This window comes from Tardiphaga sp. (genome assembly GCF_044340795.1).
Taxonomy (GTDB): Bacteria; Pseudomonadota; Alphaproteobacteria; order Rhizobiales; family Xanthobacteraceae; genus Tardiphaga.
In genome coordinates this window covers 20095-42432 of the sequence record NZ_JBIISY010000002.1, presented here as the reverse complement: position 1 = coordinate 42432, position 22338 = coordinate 20095, and the positions used below count along the sequence as shown (strand labels likewise).

The following is a 22338-nucleotide window of genomic DNA, read 5'->3' as shown; positions in this document are numbered from 1 at the left end:
GTGCGATGAAGAAAGCTACGGCAGTCAAGACCCGCTTGCGCGTGGCCGGAATGGATTGTGCCTCCTGCGCAATGAAGATCGAGAATGCGCTACAAAGGCTGGATGGCGTTTCCAGCGTCAACGTTTCGGTTCCGACCGGGACAGTCACCGTCGATTACGCCGGGCCTGATCGCGATTTGCTGCGGCAACGCGTCGAAGGACTTGGTTACAAGGTGATCGATCTCGGACGGGGAGCGGAGCCGAGCGGCTCGATCCCCGCCGCAGACAACCAAGCGGCAGCCGGCGGTGGAGAGATGGCTTGGTGGCGGACGGGAAAGGCGCTCTTGACCGCCGCGTCCGGAATGGCCTTCGCCAGCGCCTACGTGTCGGGGCAGCTTTTTCCTCAGACCGAGAGATGGGCGTTTTTAGTTGCTCTGCTTGTGGGGCTCGTTCCCATCGCGCGGCGCGCGGTCGGGGCCGCTCTGACGGGCACGCCCTTTTCCATCGAGATGTTGATGTCGATCGCCGCAATCGGCGCGGTGTTCATCGGCGCGGCCGAAGAGGCGGCGGCGGTGGTCTTTCTCTTCATGATTGGCGAACTGCTGGAGGGGGTCGCCGCGGGGAAAGCGCGGGCCAGCATCCAGGACCTGACCCGCCTCGTTCCGAAGACGGCCAGGTTGGAAGAAGACGGTCAGGTCCGCGAGGTCCAAGCCGAAGCCCTGGCGGTGGGTTCTGTCATCCTGATCCGACCGGGAGACCGGATCTCCGCCGACGGCGTCATCGTCTCCGGAGAGAGCGCGATCGACGAGGCTCCCGTAACGGGAGAGAGCACTCCGGTGCGCAAGGGACCGGACGCGAGGCTGTTCGCGGGAACGATCAATGGTGACAGCTTGTTGCGCATGCGGGTGACCGCTGCTGCCGCCGACAATACAATCGCGCGCATCGTCCGCTTGGTCGAGGAGGCGCAGGAGTCGAAGGCGCCGACCGAACGCTTCATCGACCGCTTTTCGAGGTACTACACGCCCGCAGTCGTCGCGGTCGCGGTGTTGGTGGCGGTCGTTCCGCCTGCGCTTTTCACCGGCGGCTGGAGTGACTGGATCTACAAGGGCCTGGCCGTTCTTCTGATCGGCTGCCCGTGCGCGCTGGTGATCTCGACGCCGGCCGCCATCGCGGCCAGCCTCTCGGCGGGTGCACGCCGCGGCCTTCTGCTGAAAGGCGGCGCCGTCCTCGAACGGTTCGGAAAGGTGACGCTCGCCTGCTTCGACAAGACCGGCACGCTGACGGTTGGAAAGCCGCAGGTGACCGACATCCTTACTTTCGGCACTGCCGAAACGGACATCATCCGCTTTGCGGCGGCGCTTGAGACCGGGTCTAGCCACCCGTTGGCCAACGCCATCTTGGCGCGAGCCTCGGCCGATAAGGTGACACCGCCCGCGGCGACGGATGCCGCCGCCATCGGAGGCAAGGGCGTCACAGGCTTGGTGGAGGGCAGAAAGGTTTTCCTCGGCTCGGCGCAAGCTGCGAGCGAGATCGCCCCGCTTCAAGTGCACCTTGAGCGCATCGCAGAGCTGAACGACCAAGGCAAGACCGTCTCCGTTCTTCTGATCGACGGAAAACCGGCGGGCGCGATCGCGATGCGAGACGAACCCCGTCCGGATGCAGCCAGCGGGTTGGCACGCTTGGCGGACGCAGGGATCCGGACGGTCATGCTGACAGGGGATAATCGCCGGACCGCCACGGCAATCGGGCGGCAGCTTGGGATGGATGTCGAGGCCGAACTGCTGCCGCAAGACAAGCAACGGATCGTCGCGAGATTTCGGCGCGACGGCTTCACCGTGGCGAAAATCGGGGACGGAATCAACGATGCACCGGCGCTTGCAGAAGCGGATGTCGGCATCGCCATGGGCGGCGGGACCGACGTCGCCTTGGAGACCGCGGACGCGGCCGTACTGTACGGGCGCGTTTCCGATGTCGCTGCGATGGTAGAACTGTCGAAGCGTACGATGGCGAACATCAAGCAGAACATCGCGGTAGCGCTGGGCCTCAAGGCGGTGTTTCTGGTCACGACGGTCGCCGGTGTGACGGGCCTATGGCCAGCGATCCTCGCGGACACCGGGGCCACGGTGCTCGTCACCCTGAACGCGCTGCGCCTTCTCGGTTCGCCTCCATCCGGCGAAGATCGGGCTGCGGGCTGATGGACGGGAGAACTGACCCGCAACGGCTTAGCTCACCACCGAAGCGTGTAGCGGTCTCGTCCGACCGCCGCGCTGTTCCTCTATAGCCGGTTCGGCCACAACAGCACCGCTTCGTCACAATCGGCACCGGCAATGCCGAAGAGACCGTCTTGGCGCGTCGATTAGAATGGATATGAGATGACACGCGGATCAATCTTCATGTTTCAGAGAACAACACGCATTGCTCTTGCGACACGCGATTGGATGCGCGCTGCCGGCTCCGGAATGTCACGGTGTCTCGCTTCGTGTTTCCTGGTGTTCTTTCTGGCCGTCGCCTCGCCGGCATGCGCGGAGACCGCTCCCGCGCAGACGATCTGGCGTCTCCTCGACTACATCGCGGTCGATTATCCGGAGGCGGTAGCCAACGGCGAAATCGTGAACCAAGCCGAATTCGACGAAATGCGCGAATTTTCGTCGACCGCTCACAGACTTGTCAAAGAGCTTCCGGAAACGTCTTCGAAGGGAATGCTCGAAAGACGATCGGCCGAACTGGAAGACCTGATCGCCTCGAAATCACCTCCGCCCGCAATCGCGAAAGCCGCAAGGTCGCTGGCTGCCGATCTGCTGACGGCCTATCCCGTTCCGTTGGCGCCTACGGTCGCGCCCGACCTGAAACGCGGCAAGGCATTGTACGCGCAGCTTTGCGCCGGTTGCCACGGATCTGCCGGCGATGGCAAGGGTCCGCAATCGGAAGGGCTGGATCCGCCCCCGATCGCGTTCACCGAACAAGCCAGGGCACGCGAACGCAGCGTCTTCGCGCTTTATCAGGTGATCGAACAGGGCCTCGATGGGACCAGCATGGCCAGCTTCTCAGACCTGCCCGCGCAGGAGCGATGGGCGCTCGCATTCTATGTTGGCACACTTGCATATCCGGATGAGGCAACCGCGCGTGGAAAAGCCTTGTGGGAGGCCGACGCAGGCCTTCGGAAACGTCTCGGTCTCGAAAAACTGGTCGGTATCACGCCAGCAGCCTTCGCCGAGGAGTTCGCCTCGGTCAACTCCCCGGACCTCGTCGCTTTCCTTCGTCGGCATCCCGAGGTCCTTGATGCCGGCCGGGCGTCGGGAAGCCTCACACTCGCGCGTACGAAGCTCGACGAAGCATTGGCTGCATACGGACGCGGAGACAAGAAGGCGGCGACGCAAATAGCGTTATCCGCCTATCTCGACGGCTTCGAGCCTGTGGAAGCGCTACTGTCGGCACGCGACCATGCGCTGATGGTCCGTATCGAAGGCGCTATGGCTGAACTGCGCGGCTCCATCGCTGCGGGTGAACAGGTCGATGCCATCCGGGAACGCGTGAACACGGTAGACGGGCTCTTCGAACAGGCTGAGAAGGTGCTGGCGGACCAGGCATCGGCCACGTCGAGCTTCATAGCGGCCTTTACCATCCTGGCTCGGGAGGGTCTGGAGGCGTTGTTGATCGTCGTCGCCATGATCGCCTTCCTCAACAAGGCCGGCCGCCGAGACGTGCTCGGCTACGTGCACGGCGGCTGGATAGCGGCTCTCGGCGTCGGAGCGGGAACCTGGGCGGCCGCTACATGGCTGATCACAATCAGCGGAGCCAGCCGCGAATTGACGGAAGGATTCGGGGGAATCTTCGCCGCAGCCGTTTTGATTTGGGTAGGCATCTGGATGCATGGCAAGAGTAGTGCCGATGCGTGGCAGCTATACATCCGTGAAAAACTCGGGAGAGCCCTCGATCGCCGCTCCGCATGGTTTCTCTTCCTCCTCACTTTCGTGGTCGTCTATCGCGAAGTGTTCGAAACGATACTGTTCTATGCAGCGATCTGGAGTCGTGGCGACGCCGGTGCGGTCGTTGCCGGCGCGCTCACGGCGACGGTCGTATTGGCGATCGTCGCGATCGCCATGCTTCGGTTCAGCAGCTATCTGCCGGTCGGCAAATTCTTCGCTTACAGCTCCTTCCTGATGGCGATCCTCGCCGTCGTTCTTGTCGGTAAAGGCGCTGCAGCGCTCCAGGAGGCTGGCTATCTGCCGGTTACCCTCTGGCGCGGGTTGTTCCGGAACGAGATGCTCGGCATCTATCCCACGCGAGAAACGTTGCTTGCGCAGCTCGCTGTCATCGCCTTGCTCGCGATCGGCTTCGGACGAAACCGGCTTGCTTCGGTCGGCTCCCCGCATGGTCACACAGGTGGAGGTTCAGGAATCGAACATGGTCGGCAGGACGAATGAAGCGCGCGCGAAGACGCAAAATGGTCATTTGGTTCCGGCCGGTCCAACGATCTCGCAGCACGTCCCAACTCAGCCCAGCGAACCCAATGCCGGAAATGTCTCCAGAAACCAAATCGCTAGGGTCGCGAGGTCCCCGGTCATCATCGCAACGCCCATGGCAATCATGATGCCTCCGGCCAGCAGGCGGAGAACGCGTCCAGCTTTCCGCAAGGCAGCCGCGCGCTTCATGAAACCGGTGAGAAACACCGCTGCGAGAACGAAGGGTAAGCCCAGACCGAGCGAGTAGATGGCAAGCAGCGTAACGCCCCCCGAAGACGACGCGGCAAGGGCGAGGATCGCGCCCAGAACGGGGCCGATGCAGGGGGTCCATCCGAAGGCGAACGCCATTCCCAGAAGGTATGCCGGCAGCGGCCCGGAGCGCGGCAGACGCGCATGTACCCGGAGCTCGCGTTCGGACCACGCCGGCCTCCACAGCCCCAGCGTGAAAATCCCGAACAGGATCACAAGAGCGCCGCTGACGAGTGTGAGCTGGTGACGGTAAGGGGCCAGAGCGGCGTTGAGAACATTCGCGCCGGCGCCGAGAATGACAAAGACGGTCGTGAAGCCGAACACGAAGAACAGGCTGAGCCAGAGCGAGCGGGCGCGCTTCTCCGCCCGCCCCTCCACGGATTCGCCGGCGATGTATGAGACGTAGGCCGGTACCAGCGGCAATACGCAGGGCGAAAGGAACGACATCGCGCCGGCCGCGAACGCCGTCGCGATTCCTACGGTGGAGAGGTCAACCGTCATGACGTACGCAGCGCAGAGGCGCCAAAGCCAGAAACAGGAGCATTGCCCCGATCGTTATGCATACGTCCGCGAGGTTGAATATCGGGAAATGGTACTCGCCCAAGCGCACCGATATGAAGTCGGTGACATATCCGTCAGGTATTCTATCAGCGATGTTGCCCAATGCCCCTCCAAGTATCAGCGCCAACGCGACCCGCTCCGTCGGGATCCGCGCGGTCGCCATCACGCAGACGATTGCCAACGACAGCAACGAGGTCGCGACCAAAATGACGTATCTATTCGCCCCTTCGTCGGAGGCGAACCAGGAGAAGGCGATGCCGGAGTTGAATCCGAGACGTAGGCTGAGAAAGGACAGAAGTTCGCGGGTAGTCTCGGCCAGACTGCGCTGCGCCCAAGCTTTCGAGGAGGCGTCGAGCCAGAACGAGGTCGCCGCGACGATGAAAGGAAATATCCACTTCACGCTGCGCGGCTTTCAGATGCGACCAGATCCATATCGCGCCGCGCATCGCGAATGATGACGAAGGCGGACTGGAGAAACAGGCCTGCGATGACGGCGGCGACGACAAGGTCGGGCCAAGGTGAATTCGTCCATCCGACCAGACCGGCGGCGATCACGACAGCGAGATTGCCGAGCGCATCATTCCTGGAAAACAACCACACCGCTCGCACGTTCGCATCTCCGTGGCGATAAGGAAGAAGCGCGACCGCGGCGAGCACGTTCACCACAAGGGCAATCGCGCCGAATAGTCCCATCAATTCGGCGCCGGGCGTGTGCAGCACGAACACGCGGAAAATCGTGGTTGCGACGACTCCCACACCCAGCAACGCCAGAAACACGCCTTGAGCGTAGGCAGCTTTGGCGCGGGCCGACATGCCCCAACCGATAGCGATGAGCCCGAGCCAGGAAATGAGTCCGTCGCCAATGAAATCCAGGGCGTCCGCCTTCACGGCTTGGGAACCCGCGACGAGACCGCCAGCGAGCTCGACCGCCCCGTAGCCCGCGTTGAGAAGGACCACGATCCATAGCGCCCGCTTGTAGCCGGGCGCGAGGTGCGACGCGTTCGAGGTCTGATCTACACCGCTTCGGTCCAAGCGCGTCAGGGAATAACCCAGTCCCGAGACCGCGCTTTCCAGGTCGGCAAGCCCCCGTGACCCGTCACCGAGCTTCAGGAACATCTCTCCCGAAGCGATAGAGACGCGGACCTCGAGCACTCCTGGCTGGGCTTTCGCGACTTTTTCGATTTTTGCAGCGCATGCACTGCAATCCATTCCTGTCACGCGAAAGCGTGCCGCCGTTCCGGACATCGGAAATCCTTGTGTTGATTCCCTCGAACGTACATCCTGTAGTGACTACAGGAGCAAGAGACGATGATATCGATCGGTGCACTTTCGAAGGCTTCGGGCGTTCACATCGAAACGATCCGGTACTACGAACGGTCCGGATTATTGCCGAAGCCCGCGCGCGCCACTAACGGCCGCAGGGTCTACGACGACGGTGACGTCCGTCGCTTGCTGTTCATCCGGCACGCCCGCGATCTCGGCTTCGACCTCGGTGCGGTGCGTGACCTGCTTCAGTTGCAGGAGCAGCCCAATCAATCCTGCAATGGTGCTTGGCGGTTGGCATCGGCGCATCTCGAAGCGGTCGAGGGCCGGCTCCGACTTCTCGAAACGCTTCGCGCGGAACTTACGCGGATGGTCGCCTCCTGCAGATACGGGAGAGTCTCGGAGTGTCACGTCATCGACGCGCTGGCGACTCCTCAATTCGGTCCGTCGGCTGGGATAGCAAACTGCCGTTCGTTGTAGGATTGGCGTTGGCGATCCGCCCTGCGTGCCAATGGCCATGTCGTCACGGCGTGCTTTTTGTAGACGTGGTGGATGGTCGATCTTCCGATAACCGCGCTGCAATTGATTCATGCAGCGCTTCGTTTGTCCTGGCTGCATGCCCACCGGAACATCTCCCGGCGGTGGCGGATTCAAGTTGCAGCCGATCGAAGCTCCCGTCTCCCGGTTGACAGATCGTCGTATTTCGCGCCCCAAGATGTCGTCGGGCGCTCAATGTGCTGCTACAAATTTCTGAGCTTATCAAGCTGCCAAAGACGAGCGCTGCGCAGACGCAGGGCGTTCCCCACAACGGTTGCGGAAGAAAGCGCCATCGCCGCAGCGGCGATGATGGGCGACAGCAGCATCCCGAAGGTCGGATAGAGCGCCCCGGCCGCGATCGGAATTCCTGCCGCGTTGTAGACGAACGCGAAGAAAAGGTTCTGCCGGATGTTGCTCATGGTCGCCTGCGAGAGCCGGCGGGCGCGGACGATGCCGTTGAGATCGCCCTTCAGCAACGTGACGCCCGCGCTCTCCATGGCCACGTCGGTGCCGGTGCCCATGGCGATGCCCACGTCCGCGGCGGCGAGGGCGGGTGCGTCGTTGACGCCGTCGCCCGCCATCGCGACCACGCGGCCCGCCCTCTGCAGCTTCGCGACGACGGCGCTCTTCTGGTCCGGCAAGACTTCCGCCTCGACTTCCGAGATGCCGAGACGCCGCGCGACGGCGTCCGCGGTGGTTCGGTTATCCCCTGTCAACATGATGACCCTGATTCCCTCGGCCGCCAGCGCCTTCAGCGCGTCGGGCGTGGTAGCCTTCACGGGATCGGCGATGGCGAATATGCCGGCCAGGCTGCCTTCGACCGACATGTTCACGACCGTCGCGCCCTCGCCGCGCAGCTTCTCCGCCGAGCGTTCCAGGGCCGATGTGTCCACGCCGGCGGCGTTCATGAATTTCGCGTTGCCGAGCATCACGGCCAGGCCGTCCACGCTGCCGGTCGCCCCCTTGCCGGTCGGAGAATCGAAGTCCGTGACGGGCGCGAGATCGACGCTCCGCTCCTTGGCCGCGTTAACGATCGCGTCAGCCAGCGGATGCTCGCTCGAGCGCTCCACGCTCGCTGCGAGCCGCAGTATCCCGGCTTCCTCGAATCCTTCGGCCGGCACGATTGACACGACCTTGGGCTTGCCTTCGGTCAGCGTGCCAGTCTTGTCGACGACAAGCGTATCCATCTTCTCCATGCGCTCCAGGGCTTCGGCGTTCTTGATCAGGACGCCCGCGGCCGCACCGCGGCCGACGCCGACCATGATCGACATCGGTGTCGCGAGGCCGAGCGCGCACGGGCAGGCGATGATCAGGACGCTGACCGCGGCGACCAGGCCGAACGCGAGACGCGGCTCCGGGCCGAACCACGCCCACGCCGCGAAAGCCGCGACGGCGACCACGATCACCGCCGGCACGAACCATCCGGCCACTTGGTCGGCGAGGCGCTGGATGGGCGCGCGCGACCGCTGGGCCTGCGCGACCATCTGCACGATCTGCGACAGCAGCGTGTCGCGGCCGACCTTTTCCGCCCGCATGACGAAGCCGCCCGACTGGTTCAGCGAGCCGGCGACGACCTTCGCGCCGGGCTCCTTGGTGACCGGCATGGATTCGCCCGTGACCAAGGATTCGTCGATGGTGGACCGGCCCTCGATCATGATTCCGTCGACCGGCACCTTCTCGCCCGGACGGACGCGAAGCCTGTCGCCGACGCGCAGGCTGTCCAGCGTGACCTCATGGTCCTCGCCCGCGTCGTCCACCAGCCTCGCGGTCTTCGGGGCGAGGTCGAGCAGCGCCTTGATGGCGCCCGACGTCGCCTCCCGGGCGCGCAGTTCGAGGACCTGACCGAGCAGGACGAGGACTGTGATCACCGCAGCCGCCTCGAAGTATACCGCGACGGCACCGCCATGCCCCCTGAACGCCGGCGGGAAAACTCCCGGCAGCACCGTGGCCACCAGGCTGTAGACGTAGGCGACGCCGGTGCCCATCGCGACCAGGGTGAACATGTTCAGATTGCGGGTGACGAGAGACTGCCAGCCGCGCACGAAGAACGGCCATCCGGCCCACAGGACGACGGGCGTCGCGAAGGCGAGCTGGATCCAGTTGGACAGGCCCGCGTCGAGCAGGCCATGGCCGCCGGCCAGATGGCCGCCCATCTCGAGCACGACGGCAGGTGCGGCCAAGGCGAGGCCGATCCAGAACCGGCGCGTCATGTCCGCGAGTTCGGGATTCGGCGCATCGTCCAGAGAGACCAGATCCGGTTCGAGCGCCATGCCGCAGATCGGGCAGCTTCCCGGACCGATCTGGCGGATCTCCGGATGCATCGGGCAGGTGTATATGGTGCCCTCGGGCGCCGGAGCAGCAGGCGTGCCGGACGACGACTTCTGCAGGTATCGCTGAGGGTCTGCGGCGAACTTGCTTCGGCAGCCCGCCGAGCAGAAGTGATGGGTCTCGCCGGCGACTGCGAACCTATGCGGGGTCTTGTCCGGATCGACGGTCATTCCGCAGACGGGATCGATCGTGCCGGCGGTGGCGCCGTGGGCATGTTCCCCATGGGAGTGATGGCCGTTATGGGCGTGGCCAGTCCCGCCGCAGCAGCCGGACGCGCCGGATTCCGCCGGAGCCGTTTCCTTCTTCGAGCTGCACCCGCAACCACCCGAGCCGTGCTTCTTCGCATCCGACATGACATCCTCCAGCGAGATGAAAACCCATACCCAGTAGGGGTATATGAACCGGTCAGGCGACAAAATCAAGGCGATCGCGAGCGCCGGAGCAGCCGATATGGACCTCTACAGCACGGCGCCTCACTGCTGCACGCCTGCGACGAGTTCCGTAGATGGCGGAAACCGGGAGACAGAGGTATCGTTCGCACGTCCATCCGCGCGGGACTCCGCCACTTGCAACCCGTACCCAGTAGGGGTATAATGGCTGTATGCGCGAGGACATCAAGGCATCGGTGAAGAAAAGGCTCGGCCGGATCGAGGGGCAGGTCCGCGGCCTGTCGAAGATGGTCGAGGAAGACCGTTACTGCATCGACGTCGTCACGCAGATCTCCGCCGTGCGCGCCGCGCTTCGCCGAGTCGAGGAGGAGGTCCTGAAGGACCACGTCTCCCATTGCGTCGAGCATGCGATCGCGAGCGGCGACAAGGCGGATCAACGTCAGAAGATCACCGAACTGATGGCCGTCATCGGCAGGGCGGAGCGATGATCCGTCCGCCGGTTTCCAGCTTGGCGTATCGGTTTTTCGGCGATATGGTCCCGAGGTCGCGTCGCGCGACCAATGGCAGCGGATCCGGAATGTTCGTCAGGTTCACCACGAAGCAGCGCAGAAAGGCCGGGTGGATTGCCGCCCTGGTCTACGTGCTCTGCATCTTGGCGCCGACGCTGTCCTACGCGTTGCCTGGCCATCACGCCGTCGTCGACTGCATGACGATCGAGGGCGTCGCGACTGGGGCAATGCATATGCATTCCGTCGGCGAGCCCGCGCACGATCATGCATCCGCTCCGTCGATGGACGATGGCGACGATGCGTCGGCGATATTGGCTTCGTCCTCCGACGAGGCTCCGGCGAAGAAGAATCCTCACATGTCGGGCCAGTGCTGCGCCCTGATGTGCCTGACGGTTCTGCCGGCGCCGATCGTCGAGGTTACCGTTCCCTCCGTCCCGACCCTGATCCGCGTCGCGACATCGTACAGCGCGCCGGCGGACAACGCGCCGGTCGTCCACTACCGTCCCCCCATCGCTTCCTGATCCGACCGTTTCGACGCGGTGCCTCGCCCCTGGTGGGCGGACAAGGCCCGTGGTCCGCCGTCATTTCAGGAAGAGAACATGTTTGCGCAGTTTGGGGCGAAGTTCGCCGCCGTTCGTTCGGTGGCCGAGGGACTATTTCATAAGCGGGTGAGGACGCTGGCGGGACTTTCCGCGGGGGCGCTGATCCTCGGCGGCTGTCTCCCGGCGACGGGACCGCTGTTGAGGGCGGACCCCGCCGATCCGGGCGTGCCGGTGCCGAAGGTCGGATACCGTTCGGTGGTCGGGCCGTACACCTCGATGCGGCCCGTGTCGCCGTCGGAATGGCGGCAGCGCAACGATCGCGTCGCTCCCTCGTCAAAGTCCGGCGAGTAGGGGCGCATCATGCCGATCAAGCATCACTCACGCATGACTTCCCACTACCGCGGACGCGTCTCGGCCGGCGCTCTCCTGCTCTCGGCCCTGCTGCTCTCCGGCTGCGCCAGCTTCTCTCCCGACAAGGGCATGGGAGTGGTCGCGGCTGTCACGGACGACGCGATCCGCAAGGACGTGATCGCCATCCGCTCGGCGGACGATGCGCCTGTCGCGGAGCAGACGATAAAGAGACTGAAGGCGCGCACGCTGACCGTCGACTCTGCGGTGCAGATCGCACTCCTCAACAATCGCGGACTTCAGGCGACGTACAACGAACTCGCGCTCGCCGAAGCCGACATGGTCGCCGACAGCCTGCCTCCGAATCCTTCGTTCTCGATATCGCGGAGCGTGAGCGGCGGCTCGGTCGAGGTCTCGCGCCAGGTCGCCGGCGACATCCTGGCCCTCGCCACGTTGCCCTTCCGTTCCGAGATCGCGCGCGAGCGCTTCAAGCGCGCGCAGCTCGCCGCCGCGGAGCAGACGTTGCGCCTCGCCGCGGACGTCAGAGAGGCGTTCTACCGCGCATCGGCAGCGAACGAACTGGTGGCGGTCCTTACGGAAGCCAGGACGATCGCCGAGACCACCGCACAGCTCGCCCACAAGCTCGGGCAGACGGGATCCCTGAACAAACTCGACCAGGCCCGACAGCAGGCCTTCTATGCGGAAACCACCGCGGACCTGGGATCGGCCAGGCAGGAAGCGTCGAGCTCGCGCGAGCGCCTCATCAGGCTGCTCGGGCTTTGGGGGACCGATACGGACATCAGGATCCCCGGCAGGCTGCCATCGCTTCCGCGCCGTCCGTCCTCGCTTCCGCTGATCGAGGTGCAGGCGGTGGAGCGCAGGCTCGACCTCCAGATGGCCCGCATCGACCTTCTGGCGCTCGCCAAATCGCTTGAACTCACGCAGGCGACACGCTTCGTCACCCTGCTGGACATGTCGGGATCGCAGAGCAAGGAGCTCGGAGGGTCCGGACGGAGCCGCAGCGTCTCCATCGACTTCCAGATCCCGATCTTCGACGGCGGCGAGGTGCGGGTCAGGCAATCGGCCGAGATCTACAATCAGGCGTTCAATCTCCTGACGGAGAAGGCGGTCAACGTCCGCTCGGAGGCGCGCGACGCCTTCCGGACCTACCGCGCGACCTACGACGTCGCCTCGCAGTACCAGCGCGAGGTGCTGCCGCTGCGGCAGGTGATCTCCGAAGAGCTGCAACTGCGCTATTCGAGCATGCAGATCGACGTGTTCGCGCTGGTCGTCGAGGCGACGGCGCGGATCGCCGCGCAGCGCACGGCGGTGGCTGCCAAGCGCGACTTCTGGCTCGCGGACTCCACGCTGCTGACCGCCGTCAACGGCGGCGGACGAGGCGAATCCACATCCCAATCGACGGGCACGACGACCGCTCAGGCGTCGGCCGGCGGAGGCCACTGATGAACGATCCCATCCTTTCCCGACGCAACTTCCTCGGCTCCGCCACCGCGCTGGCGGGCGCAGCGGCGATCTCCGGGCGCGCGCAGGCGGCGAGCATTCCCGAGGCGCCTACCATGGAGAAGACGTCGATGCAGCCGCCGCTGCATCCCTCCTCGGGCCCCGACTACAATCCGGTGGTCACGCTGAACGGCTGGACGCTGCCCTGGCGGATGAACGGCGACTGGAAGGAATTCCATCTGGTCGCGGAGCCGGTAGTGCGGGAGTTCGCCGAAGGGATGAAGGCGCATCTGTGGGGCTACAACGGCCAGTCTCCGGGGCCGACGATCGAATGCGTCGAGGGCGACAAGGTCCGCATCTTCGTGACCAACAAGCTTCCCGAGGCGACGACGGTCCATTGGCACGGCGTCATCCTGCCGTCCGGCATGGACGGCGTCGGTGGGTTGTCGCAGCCGCACATCCCGGTGGGGAAGACGTTCGTCTACGAATTCGAGATGAAGCATAGCGGCACCTTCATGTACCACCCGCACTCGGACGAGATGGTCCAGATGGCGATGGGCATGATGGGCATGATCGTCGTGCATCCGCGGGACCGCAGCTTCCGAGCCGTCGACCGCGATTTCGTCTTCATCATGAGCAGCTACCTCATCGACCCCGGCACGTTCCTGCCGAAGGTCACCGAGATGACCGACTTCAACATGTGGACGTGGAACAGCCGCGTGTTTCCCGGAATCGACGTCATGCCGGTGCGGCTCGGCGACAAGGTGCGCGTCCGGATCGGCAACCTGACCATGACCAACCACCCGATCCATCTGCACGGACACAAGTTCGCCGTGAGCTGCACCGACGGCGGATGGGTGCCGGAAAGCGCCGCGTGGCCGGAGACGACGACCGACGTGCCGGTCGGCGCCATCCGCGCATTCGACTTCCTCGCCGACAATCCCGGCGACTGGGCGTTCCACTGCCACAAGTCCCACCACACCATGAACGCCATGGGGCACGACATGGTGAACCTGATCGGCGTGTCGAAGAAGGACATCGCGAAGGCGCTCGGCAAGGTTGCGCCCGACGGCATGGCGATGGGATCGACGGGCATGGCCATGGGCGAGATGGAGATGCCCATGCCCGACAACACGCTGCCGATGATGACCGGCAGCGGCCAATTCGGGCCGATCGAGATGGGCGGCATGTTCACCGTCGTCAAGATCAGGGACGGGCTCGCGCGTGACGACTACCGGGATCCGGGTCCCTATCAGTTCCCGAAGGGTACCGTCGCCTGGGAAGTGCAGACGCCGCAGGCCACTCCCGCGCGTCAGGACGGCGGAAAGCCGCCCGCCAAGCAGATGCCGAAGACGATGAACCACAAGGGAATGAAGGGGATGTGATGGTCCGCCCGGATAAAAAGGAGACACTTATGAGAAGACTGAAGGTTTCGGTGGTGGTCGTCGCGGCAGCGCTCGCCTCCGCGGGTACGGCGCTCGCGGCCGGCGAGCACGCCGGTCACGCGCAGCATGCCGAGACGTACGCGACCGGCGAGCCCGGCGACGCGAAGAAGGCTGCCCGCATCGTTCAGGTCTCGCTGACGGAAGCGAACGGCAAGATGCTGTTCGTCCCGGCGAAGATCGAGGTCCGCAAGGACGAGCAGATCCGGTTCGTGCTCCGCAACGGCGGACAGCTCGACCACGAATTCGTCCTCGGGACGACCGAGGAGAATCTGAGGCACGGGGCATCCATGGCGAAGAATCCCGACATGGAGCACGACGACCCGAACGCCAGAAGGCTGGCTCCGAGCAAGACGGGCGATCTCGTCTGGCGGTTCAGCAAGGCGGGCGAGTTCGAATACGCGTGTCTCATACCCGGCCACCGCGAAGCGGGAATGGTCGGTACCGTCGTCGTCAAATAGCAATCGAAAGGAAGAAAGATGATCAAGACCAACAAGCTCGCCGCGGCCGTCGTCGCTCTCTCGCTTCTCGCTCCTTCTCTCGGCCTCGCGCAGGAGGCGATGGTCGCCGGCGAGGTCAAGAAGGTCGACGAGGCGGCGAAGAAGATCACGCTCAAGCACGGCCCGATCAAGAACCTCGGCATGGACGAGGACGGCATGACGATGGTCTTCAAGGTGCAGGATCCGGCGATGCTCAAGCAGGTCAAGGCCGGCGACAAGGTGCAGTTCGTCGCCGAGCGCGGCAACGACGGCATCGCAATCACCAAGATCCAGAAGAGCAAGTGAGCCTGCTGCGGCGTCCCCGGCCACCGAGGGGACGCTGCAGACGTCGCCGACCGGCGGAGGGGACATCATGGCTTTCGAAGCGGAAGTGCGGACGACGGGGCGCGGTCAGGCCGATGACGTTCTCGTCTTCGACCGCGCGGCGGACCGGCTGACGGGCGCGGGCGCCGCGGAGCGGATGGCCTTCGCGGTCCTCCGCCTCGGCTCGGTGCTGACGATGCCCTTCGGGCATCGCGGCTATCGGCTCGGATGCGCGGTCGTCGCCGGCGGCATCAAGACCCGCGACGTCAGGGTTCGGCTGAACGGCGACGCCGTGTTCTCGATTCCCTTCGGCGACGGCTATTGGAGCCGTCTCCTCAATCCGGCCTACCGTTACGAAGACGAGATCGAGATGTTCCTCCGCGAAGTCTCGGACATCGACTATGCTTTCGTCGATTGCGGCGCCAATTTCGGCTACTGGTCGGTACTCGTCTCGAGCAGGCCCTTCGGCTCCAAGCAGGCCCTCGCCATCGAGGCCGCGCCCGCCAACATGCGGCGCCTGGCGCTGAACTACGCGCTCAACGGCGGCCGGTTCGAATGCCTGCATGCCGCGATCGGCAGCTCGGAGGGTCTCGTCCGGATCGTGGGCGACCGCCACGAGGCGCTCGCGACCGAGGAGACGGACACGGCCGACGGATCGGTGCGAAGGGTCTCGCTTGACGGTCTCGCGGCCGCCGGAGCCATCGAGCGCGGCAGGCCCGTCGTGGTCAAGCTCGACGTCGAGGGCGTGGAGATCGACGCACTCGAAGGCGCGCGGAGCCTCATGGCCGCCGACGCCCTGTTCGTCTGCGAGGAGCACGGCAACGATCCCAACCACACTGTGTCTAGACATCTGCTCGGCAGCACCCCTTTGGCAGTCCACGCGTTCGATCCAACCGCCGGCCGGTTCGTCGCCGTGAACGACCCCTCGGTCCTGGACGGGATCAAGCGGCATCCGTGGGTCGGCTACAACGTGTTCGCCACGGCGAGCCCGATGTGGCGCGACGCTCTGGACCGGATCAACGGGAGGTCCGCATGATCGCGTTGCCCTACGACTACTACTTGATCGCCTGGTTCGTCGTGGCCGCCGCGTCCGCGGCCTACGTCGCCTACGACCAGTTCGCCGGCAATCCCGAGCCGACGGTGATGAAGTGGGGCTTCATCCTCGTCACGCTGTACATGGGTCCCTTCGGTCTCCTGCTCTACGTGCTCGCCGACAAGGAACCGCGTCCGGGCGAGCATGAGAGCTTCACGGCGCCGCTGTGGAAGCAGGGCGTCGGCAGCACCATCCACTGCGTCGCAGGCGACGCGACGGGCATCATCCTGGCGGCGGTGGTCACCGCCTCGCTCGGATTGCCGATGTGGATCGACCTCGTCGTCGAGTACGTGGCCGGCTTCTCGTTCGGCCTCTTCATCTTCCAATCGCTGTTCATGAAGAAGATGATGGGCGGCACCTACTGGGAGAACGTGCGGAAGAGCTTCACGCCCGAATTCATCAGCATGAACGCCATGATGGCCGGCATGGCTCCCACCATGAGTCTGCTGATGATGGGACGTGACATGCGGGCGATGGACCCGCTCGAACTGGTCTTCTGGGGCGTGATGTCGCTGGGCGTGATCGTCGGCTTCGCGACGGCCTATCCGTTCAACGTCTGGATGGTGAAGAAGGGGATCAAGCACGGACTGATGACGGTGCGCGCCGGACACGGAAACGGCGGCCATGCCGAGCACCAGTCAGGTCATTCCGGACACGACGGAGCGCACGGCGGGGGCGCCGACAAGGGCGGACACGCAATGGCGGGCGAAGCGACGCGGCCTCAACTGGCGGCGTTGGCCGGCGTCACCGGGTTCATGCTGGTTTCCGGAATGGTCCTTCCGGGCTTCTCGGTCAACCTGTTCCTGAGTGCCCGCGATGTGGACGGCGCGATCATGCCGCCCGGCATGATCAACACGTTTGACCTGCCGGGCGAGGCCATGAAGGACATGGCGGCGGTGAAGCCGAGGCAGGTCACGTTCGAGGCGGCGCCGGACGCGAAGGGCGACCGTGTCCTGCAGCCGCGCATAGAAAACGGCGTGAAGATCTTCGATATCGAGGCATCGATCATACGCTGGAACATCCTGCCGGACGTCGCCGTCGAGGCCTACGCCTACAACAGACAGATTCCGGGCCCCCGTCTGCAGTTGACCGAAGGCGATCACGTGCGGATCAACTTCCGGAATGCATTGCCCGAGAGCACGACAGTGCACTGGCACGGGCTCATCGTTCCGAACGAGATGGACGGGCCGGCGAACGTCACGCAGAAGCCGGTGCCGCCGGGCGGCACCTATACCTACGAATTCGATGTCGGCCAGAGCGGCACCTATTTCTACCACAGTCACGATCATCCCGACCGCCAACAGGGCCTCGGTCTCTACGGCGCCATCCTGATCGCACCCAAGGATTCGAGCGCGGAAGTCAAAGCCGACCTCGACTACACGATCCAACTTCAGGAATGGCTCAAGAGGGAATGGCGGACGTTTCCGGCCATGATCATGGAAGGCGCGCTGCCGAACTACTTCACGATCAATGGCAAGGCCTATCCGTCCACCGACACGGTCGACATGAAGGTCGGGCAGACGATCAAGCTGCGCTTCATCGGGACGAACAACAACTTCGTCCATCCGATGCACGTGCACGGCGGCCCGTTCGAGGTCGTCGCCGTCGACGGCGTCACGCTGAACCAGAGCGCGCGATACCAGGCGGACACGGTCAATGTCGGACCGGGTCAGCGCTACGACGTCGTCTGGACCGCCAGAAGGCCCGGCAAGTGGCTCGTCCACTGCCACATCCCGCATCACACCGCCAACAACAACGTCGAACGCGACGGCGGCGGAGGCCTGATGCTCGTTCTCGACGTGAAGTGACGTCCGGACCGATCGATCCATCCATCACTTCGACCCAAGTCAAGCCAGAGGACCACCAATGCCCAAGACCATCATCGCAGCCGCCGCCTTCGTGGCGGCCACGCTCGCAACCGGCGCGGCGCTCGCCCATCCGGAATTCCAGTCGGCCGAGCCGCCTGCCGGAAAGACCTCGGCCGCACCGAAGCAGATCCGCATCCTGTTCAACGAAAGCGTCATTCCGCAGTTCTCCGGCATCGAGCTGAAGGATCAGGCGGGCAAGCCCGTCGCGACTGGCAAGGCGACCGTCGATCCGGCCAACAAGAAGTTGATGATCGTTCCGCTGAAGGACCAGTTGGCGCCGGGCGACTACAAGGTCGAATGGCACGCGGTGTCGGACGACACCCACAAGGTCAAGGGCACGTACTCCTTCGGCGTGGCGCGCTGATGATCGAGTTCGGTCTCGTCCTGTCCCGCTTCCTCCACTACATCGCGACGACGTCGCTCGCCGGGGCGGCATTCTTCCCTCTGTACGCCTATGCGGGGACGGAGCCCGAAAGGCTGGCCCGTTGGCGTGGCAGGGTGCTGGCCTGGTCGGCCGTCCTCGCGCTCGCCGCGGGGCTCGGTTGGTTCGCCTTCGCGGTGGCCAACATGAGCGGAGCGCTGACCGACGTCGCCGACACGGAGGTCGTCGGCGCCGTCGTCCGCGAAACCGGCTTCGGTGCCGTATGGACGGCTCGCACCGCCATCGCCGTCCTGCTCGTCGGTCTCACGCTGCTGCTGCCGTCGCGGACGTCCGTTGGCCGGGATCTGCTGACCTCGTTTCTCGCAGCCGGACTCCTCGCCTCCCTCGCCGGAGCCGGTCATGCGCAGATGGAGGAAGGCTGGCCCGGGGCGCTGCACGTCGCGGCGGATGCGGCCCACCTCCTCGCCGCCGGTGCGTGGCTCGGAGGCCTGATCCCTCTTGGATTCATTCTGCTGGGCTACGACGGCAGGAGGACGGACGGCGCTGCGCTCGACGTCGACGGGGTGCTGATGCGCTTCTCCGGCATGGGCTACATCGCCGTCGCGACGCTGGTTGGAACGGGTCTGGTCAATAGCTGGTTCCTGGTCGGGTCCGTCTCCAGCCTCCTTGCCAGCGCCTACGGATGGATCCTCATCGTCAAGCTGGCGTGCTTCGCCGGAATGCTGGGTCTGGCGGCGGCGAACCGCTTCTGGCTGGTGCCCGCGCTCGAGGCCGCCGGTCGGAAGGCACCGCCTGAGAGCGCCGTCTGGAAACGTAAGCTGCGAATCCACGTGCTGAGCGAGCAGGCCCTCGGTCTGTTCGTCCTGTTGTGCGTGAGCATCATCGGCACGATCCGGCCGGCGATCGGACAGTAGGGACGTCGAACGGGACGCCGAGCGCGTCCCGTTCGACGCAGGAGACCACGATGAGCACTTCGACCGACAAGCCTGCCGACACCCGCGACCTCCGCCTCGACCTGTTCCGCGGTCTCGCGAACTGGGCGATCTTCCTCGACCACATTCCGAACAACGCCATCGCGTGGCTGACGACACGGAACTACGGCTTCAGCGACGCCGCCGACATCTTCGTTTTCATCTCGGGATATACGGCGGCGTTCGTCTACGCGCGGAGGATGGAGGTGCAGGGCGTCGTCGCCGGCGCCGCTCTCCTGCTGCGCCGGGTGTGGCAGCTCTACGTCGCCCACATTCTCCTATTCGTGTTCTACGCCGCGGCGATCGGCTTCATCGCCCAGCGCGGACATTCTCACCTGCTCGACGAGTTCAACGTCAAATGGCTCATCGAACAGCCGGTGGCGACACTGACGCAGGGACTGGCCTTGAAGTTCAAGCCGCTGAACCTCGACGTGCTGCCGCTCTACATCGTGTTGATGGCATGCTTCCCGCCGTTGCTGGCGGTCATGAGGCGCTTCCCCGATCCGGCGCTGGCGGCATCCGCCATCCTCTACCTGACGGCCCGTTGGCTGGGATGGAACCTGCCGGCCTGGCCGTCGGGCGACTGGTACTTCAACCCCTTCGCCTGGCAGCTTCTCTTCGTCATCGGAGCGTGGGTCGCGATGGGCGGCGGCGGTCGGGTGAAGGCGGTCGTCCTTTCGGCGCCGATGGTCGCGCTAGGCGCCGCCTATTTGGCCTTCGCGATGGCCGTCACGCTGGCCGTCCGCATCGACGCGACGTGGATATTCCCGTCCGCGCTGATCGATCTGTTCGACCCCAACGACAAGACCAACCTGGCACCCTACCGGATCCTTCACCTGCTGGCGCTCATGATCATCCTGGTACGTCTCGTTCCAAAGGACTCGATCGTCTTGCGCTCCGCCATGGCGAGACCGCTCGTCGTCTGCGGACAGCGTTCGCTGGAGGTGTTCTGCGTCGGTATCTTCCTGTCGTTCGTCGGTCACTTCATCCTCGAAATGTGGTCGAACGCCTTCGTCACCCAGGTCGCCGTGAGCCTCGCCGGCATCTCGCTGATGACCCTCGTCGCCTCATACCGGACCTGGTCCCGCGCTTTGGATTCCCGGCCTGCCTCCCGTAGACCGCCGCGCGCCGGACGCGCCGAAGAAGGAATGACGAGATGAAGGGGAGGTTGATCGCGGGTACCGCGGCAATCTTGGCCGCGCTTGGGGCATCGAGCTTCTACGTCGTCTCCGGAGCCTACGACTTCGGAGCGGACACGCCCCATTGGGCCCTCACGCGCGTGGTGATCGAGACGTTCCGCGACCATTCGATCGCGGTGAGGACCCGTGACATCGTCGTCCCAGACTTCGGCGACGAGAAGCTGGTGCTGAAGGGCGCCGGCCAGTACGCCGCGATGTGCGTCAACTGTCACCTCGCGCCGGGCATGAAGGATTCAGAAATACGGCCGGGCCTCTATCCGCAACCGCCCAACCTTTCCGAGAAGCGGGTGGATCCCGCACGGGCCTTCTGGATCGTGAAGCACGGCCTGAAGATGAGCGGCATGCCGGCTTGGGGGCTCGGTCACGACGACGCCGCCATCTGGAGCATCGTCGCCTTCGTGACCAAGCTGCCCGGACTGTCCGAGGAACACTACAAGCAGATGGTCGCCGACGCCCCGCCGGACGAGGAGATGGGCGGGATGAAGATGGATGGCGACAAGGCAGGGACGGGCGGCAATCCGGCTCAGGACAAAGGTGGCGCGAAGCCCGTGGGCGGTCACCAGCATTGATGGCCCAGGAAGCGATGGTCGGCACCTGACGGCGGAAGGACGAGAGACGTATGGTATCGCAGGGGAGCGAGGAACGACTGAGGACTTCGATAGAGGCGTGGCGGGCGGATCCCGGCGCGACCTATCGGACGTGGTTCCTGTGGGAGGAGCGCTTGAAGAACTTCCGCTCCATCCGCCGCGGCATCGAGCAGGTCGTAAGGCAGATCGAGTGCGGGTCGTTCGGGAACGTCTACAAGGGTTCCTCGCTCGAGGTCGCCGTGAGGTCCGTCGCCGAGCAGCGGCAGATATTCAAGGGCGCGGATCACGCGTTCTTGTGGAAGCCGAAGCTGCGGATTCCCGACATATACGAAGACCCCGACAACCAGCGCGCCTTCGGCCGTTTCCTCGACGCCTGCTGCTGCTGTTCGACGGAGGAGCAGGTGCTGCACGCCGTGACGACCCTCGACGCCCGCCGCATCAAGGGACTGGGTCCCGCGGCGGCGAACCTGCTTTACTTCCTGCATCCCACGATCGCCGTGCCCTTCAATACGGCTATCGTCAGGGGGTACAACGCGGTCACCGGGTCTCGGACGAAGCTCGGGAGCTGGCCGGACTATCTTGCGATGCGTGCCGGAACGCTGCGGCTCAATGAGCGCCACCGGGACCTGCTCTCGAACGATCTCGGGGCCATCGCCGGATTCCTGTTCGACGTCGGAACGGGCCGATATCCCGCACCGCCGCTAGACGAGGCCGACGCGGTCGCGGTCTGGGAGCGCGATCTGGCCGCTGTACGCGAGAGGGCCGTCGAACTTCTGCCGACACGCGAACCGGAGAGTGACCGGTCCCACACCGATATGCAGGGCCTGTTGCGCGATATCGGCCTCGGGCTCGGATACGACGTCTGGATCGCCGCCAACGACCGTAACCGCCCGTATGGCGGAGGGCGGCTGTCCGACGGATGCGCCGGCGACTTGCGGCCATTCGACGGGTCCGCCGGCATCGACGCCGTACGGCTGATTGACGTGCTCTGGCTGGACAAGCGGGACGGCGCCATCCATGCGGCCTTCGAGGTGGAGCACTCGACCTCCATCTATTCCGGAATCGTGAGGATGCTCGACCTCGCGCTCGGCCCGTGCGGCAATCTCTTGAAGGGCATCTTCCTGGTGGCGCCGGATGCCCGCGAGAGCGAGGTCCGCGCGCAGATGGCGAGGCCCGCCTTCGCCGCGGTCGTAGGCTTGGACGTCCGCTATCTCGCCTACGGCGAACTCGAACGACATCGGGACTCGATCATCCGTTTCGGCGAGGGGCTGAAAGCGATCAGGTCGATCTCGAAGTGCTTGCCATGATTCAGACGCGGCGGGTCGGTTAGTGCCCTGCGCGATACCCACAGTCACGAAACCAGA

At 64.8% G+C, this 22338-nt stretch carries 21 protein-coding genes; 17 read left to right on the top strand and 4 right to left on the bottom strand.

What is annotated here, in order from left to right; all coding sequences use genetic code 11:
* The first annotated feature begins 5 nt into the window (after positions 1-5).
* Together ACIQ17_RS00645 and ACIQ17_RS00640 are read left to right on the top strand one after the other, a co-directional pair.
* Positions 6-2174, top strand: a complete 2169-nt coding sequence (locus tag ACIQ17_RS00645; RefSeq protein WP_398464295.1) for a heavy metal translocating P-type ATPase — start codon at positions 6-8, stop codon at positions 2172-2174.
* 198 nt (positions 2175-2372) lie between these two features.
* Positions 2373-4403, top strand: coding sequence for an FTR1 family protein (locus ACIQ17_RS00640; RefSeq protein WP_398464293.1), 2031 nt, complete (start codon positions 2373-2375; stop codon positions 4401-4403).
* A 69-nt stretch (positions 4404-4472) separates the two neighbouring features.
* On the opposite strand, the gene ACIQ17_RS00635 is transcribed toward ACIQ17_RS00640, so the two are convergent.
* From ACIQ17_RS00635 to ACIQ17_RS00625, 3 genes are read right to left on the bottom strand one after another with little or no spacing between them, the layout of a single operon-like run.
* A complete protein-coding gene (locus tag ACIQ17_RS00635; protein ID WP_398464291.1) occupies positions 4473-5192 on the bottom strand; it encodes a cytochrome c biogenesis CcdA family protein in 720 nt (239 codons plus the stop codon).
* Positions 5182-5652 carry a signal peptidase II gene (gene lspA, locus ACIQ17_RS00630; RefSeq protein ID WP_398464289.1) on the bottom strand — a complete coding sequence of 157 codons (471 nt, stop codon included), beginning with the start codon at positions 5650-5652 and terminating at the stop codon, positions 5182-5184. Before lspA ends, ACIQ17_RS00635 begins: the two co-directional genes overlap by 11 nt.
* The gene (locus ACIQ17_RS00625) at positions 5649-6497 is read right to left on the bottom strand and encodes a cation transporter (RefSeq protein ID WP_398464287.1); all 849 of its coding nucleotides are present in this window, start codon (positions 6495-6497) and stop codon (positions 5649-5651) included. Before ACIQ17_RS00625 ends, lspA begins: the two co-directional genes overlap by 4 nt.
* A gap of 63 nt (positions 6498-6560) precedes the next feature.
* On the opposite strand from ACIQ17_RS00625, the gene ACIQ17_RS00620 reads away from it, so the two are divergent.
* Positions 6561-6995, top strand: coding sequence for a helix-turn-helix domain-containing protein (locus ACIQ17_RS00620; protein WP_398464284.1), 435 nt, complete (start codon positions 6561-6563; stop codon positions 6993-6995).
* A 260-nt stretch (positions 6996-7255) separates the two neighbouring features.
* On the opposite strand, the gene ACIQ17_RS00615 is transcribed toward ACIQ17_RS00620, so the two are convergent.
* Positions 7256-9733, bottom strand: coding sequence for a heavy metal translocating P-type ATPase (locus tag ACIQ17_RS00615; RefSeq protein ID WP_398464282.1), 2478 nt, complete (start codon positions 9731-9733; stop codon positions 7256-7258).
* Between the two features lie 248 nt (positions 9734-9981).
* On the opposite strand from ACIQ17_RS00615, the gene ACIQ17_RS00610 reads away from it, so the two are divergent.
* The 14 genes from ACIQ17_RS00610 to ACIQ17_RS00545 all read left to right on the top strand — a co-directional run bounded on the left by ACIQ17_RS00610 (position 9982) and on the right by ACIQ17_RS00545 (position 22281).
* Positions 9982-10257, top strand: a complete 276-nt coding sequence (locus ACIQ17_RS00610; protein WP_398464280.1) for a metal-sensitive transcriptional regulator — start codon at positions 9982-9984, stop codon at positions 10255-10257.
* Positions 10258-10346: 89 nt separating this feature from the next.
* Positions 10347-10799: a hypothetical protein gene (locus tag ACIQ17_RS00605; RefSeq protein WP_398464278.1), complete on the top strand. Its 453-nt coding sequence runs from the start codon at positions 10347-10349 to the stop codon at positions 10797-10799.
* 78 nt (positions 10800-10877) lie between these two features.
* Positions 10878-11171, top strand: a complete 294-nt coding sequence (locus tag ACIQ17_RS00600; RefSeq protein WP_398464276.1) for a hypothetical protein — start codon at positions 10878-10880, stop codon at positions 11169-11171.
* A 33-nt stretch (positions 11172-11204) separates the two neighbouring features.
* A complete protein-coding gene (locus ACIQ17_RS00595) occupies positions 11205-12632 on the top strand; it encodes a TolC family protein (RefSeq protein WP_398464361.1) in 1428 nt (475 codons plus the stop codon).
* 11 nt (positions 12633-12643) lie between these two features.
* Entirely contained in the window at positions 12644-14014 is a 1371-nt protein-coding gene (locus ACIQ17_RS00590; protein ID WP_398464359.1) for a multicopper oxidase family protein, read from the top strand.
* Between the two features lie 29 nt (positions 14015-14043).
* Positions 14044-14532, top strand: coding sequence for a plastocyanin/azurin family copper-binding protein (locus ACIQ17_RS00585; RefSeq protein WP_398464357.1), 489 nt, complete (start codon positions 14044-14046; stop codon positions 14530-14532).
* An 18-nt stretch (positions 14533-14550) separates the two neighbouring features.
* Positions 14551-14856 (top strand): copper-binding protein, encoded by a 306-nt coding sequence (locus ACIQ17_RS00580; protein WP_233024179.1) that lies wholly within the window; start codon positions 14551-14553, stop codon positions 14854-14856.
* A gap of 67 nt (positions 14857-14923) precedes the next feature.
* Complete coding sequence (locus ACIQ17_RS00575; RefSeq protein WP_233024180.1) at positions 14924-15910, top strand: FkbM family methyltransferase; 987 nt, start codon at positions 14924-14926, stop codon at positions 15908-15910.
* A complete protein-coding gene (locus ACIQ17_RS00570; protein WP_233024181.1) occupies positions 15907-17775 on the top strand; it encodes a DUF4396 domain-containing protein in 1869 nt (622 codons plus the stop codon). Before ACIQ17_RS00575 ends, ACIQ17_RS00570 begins: the two co-directional genes overlap by 4 nt.
* Positions 17776-17833: 58 nt before the next feature.
* A complete protein-coding gene (copC, locus tag ACIQ17_RS00565) occupies positions 17834-18199 on the top strand; it encodes a copper homeostasis periplasmic binding protein CopC (RefSeq protein WP_398464272.1) in 366 nt (121 codons plus the stop codon).
* Positions 18199-19131 carry a copper homeostasis membrane protein CopD gene (gene copD, locus ACIQ17_RS00560; RefSeq protein WP_398464270.1) on the top strand — a complete coding sequence of 311 codons (933 nt, stop codon included), beginning with the start codon at positions 18199-18201 and terminating at the stop codon, positions 19129-19131. Before copC ends, copD begins: the two co-directional genes overlap by 1 nt.
* A gap of 50 nt (positions 19132-19181) precedes the next feature.
* The gene (locus ACIQ17_RS00555) at positions 19182-20348 is read left to right on the top strand and encodes an OpgC family protein (protein ID WP_233026078.1); all 1167 of its coding nucleotides are present in this window, start codon (positions 19182-19184) and stop codon (positions 20346-20348) included.
* On the top strand, positions 20345-20956 hold the full coding sequence (locus ACIQ17_RS00550; protein WP_398464268.1) for a c-type cytochrome: 612 nt from the start codon (positions 20345-20347) through the stop codon (positions 20954-20956). Before ACIQ17_RS00555 ends, ACIQ17_RS00550 begins: the two co-directional genes overlap by 4 nt.
* A gap of 50 nt (positions 20957-21006) precedes the next feature.
* Positions 21007-22281, top strand: a complete 1275-nt coding sequence (locus ACIQ17_RS00545) for a type II restriction endonuclease (RefSeq protein WP_233024185.1) — start codon at positions 21007-21009, stop codon at positions 22279-22281.
* The last annotated feature ends 57 nt before the right edge of the window (positions 22282-22338 follow it).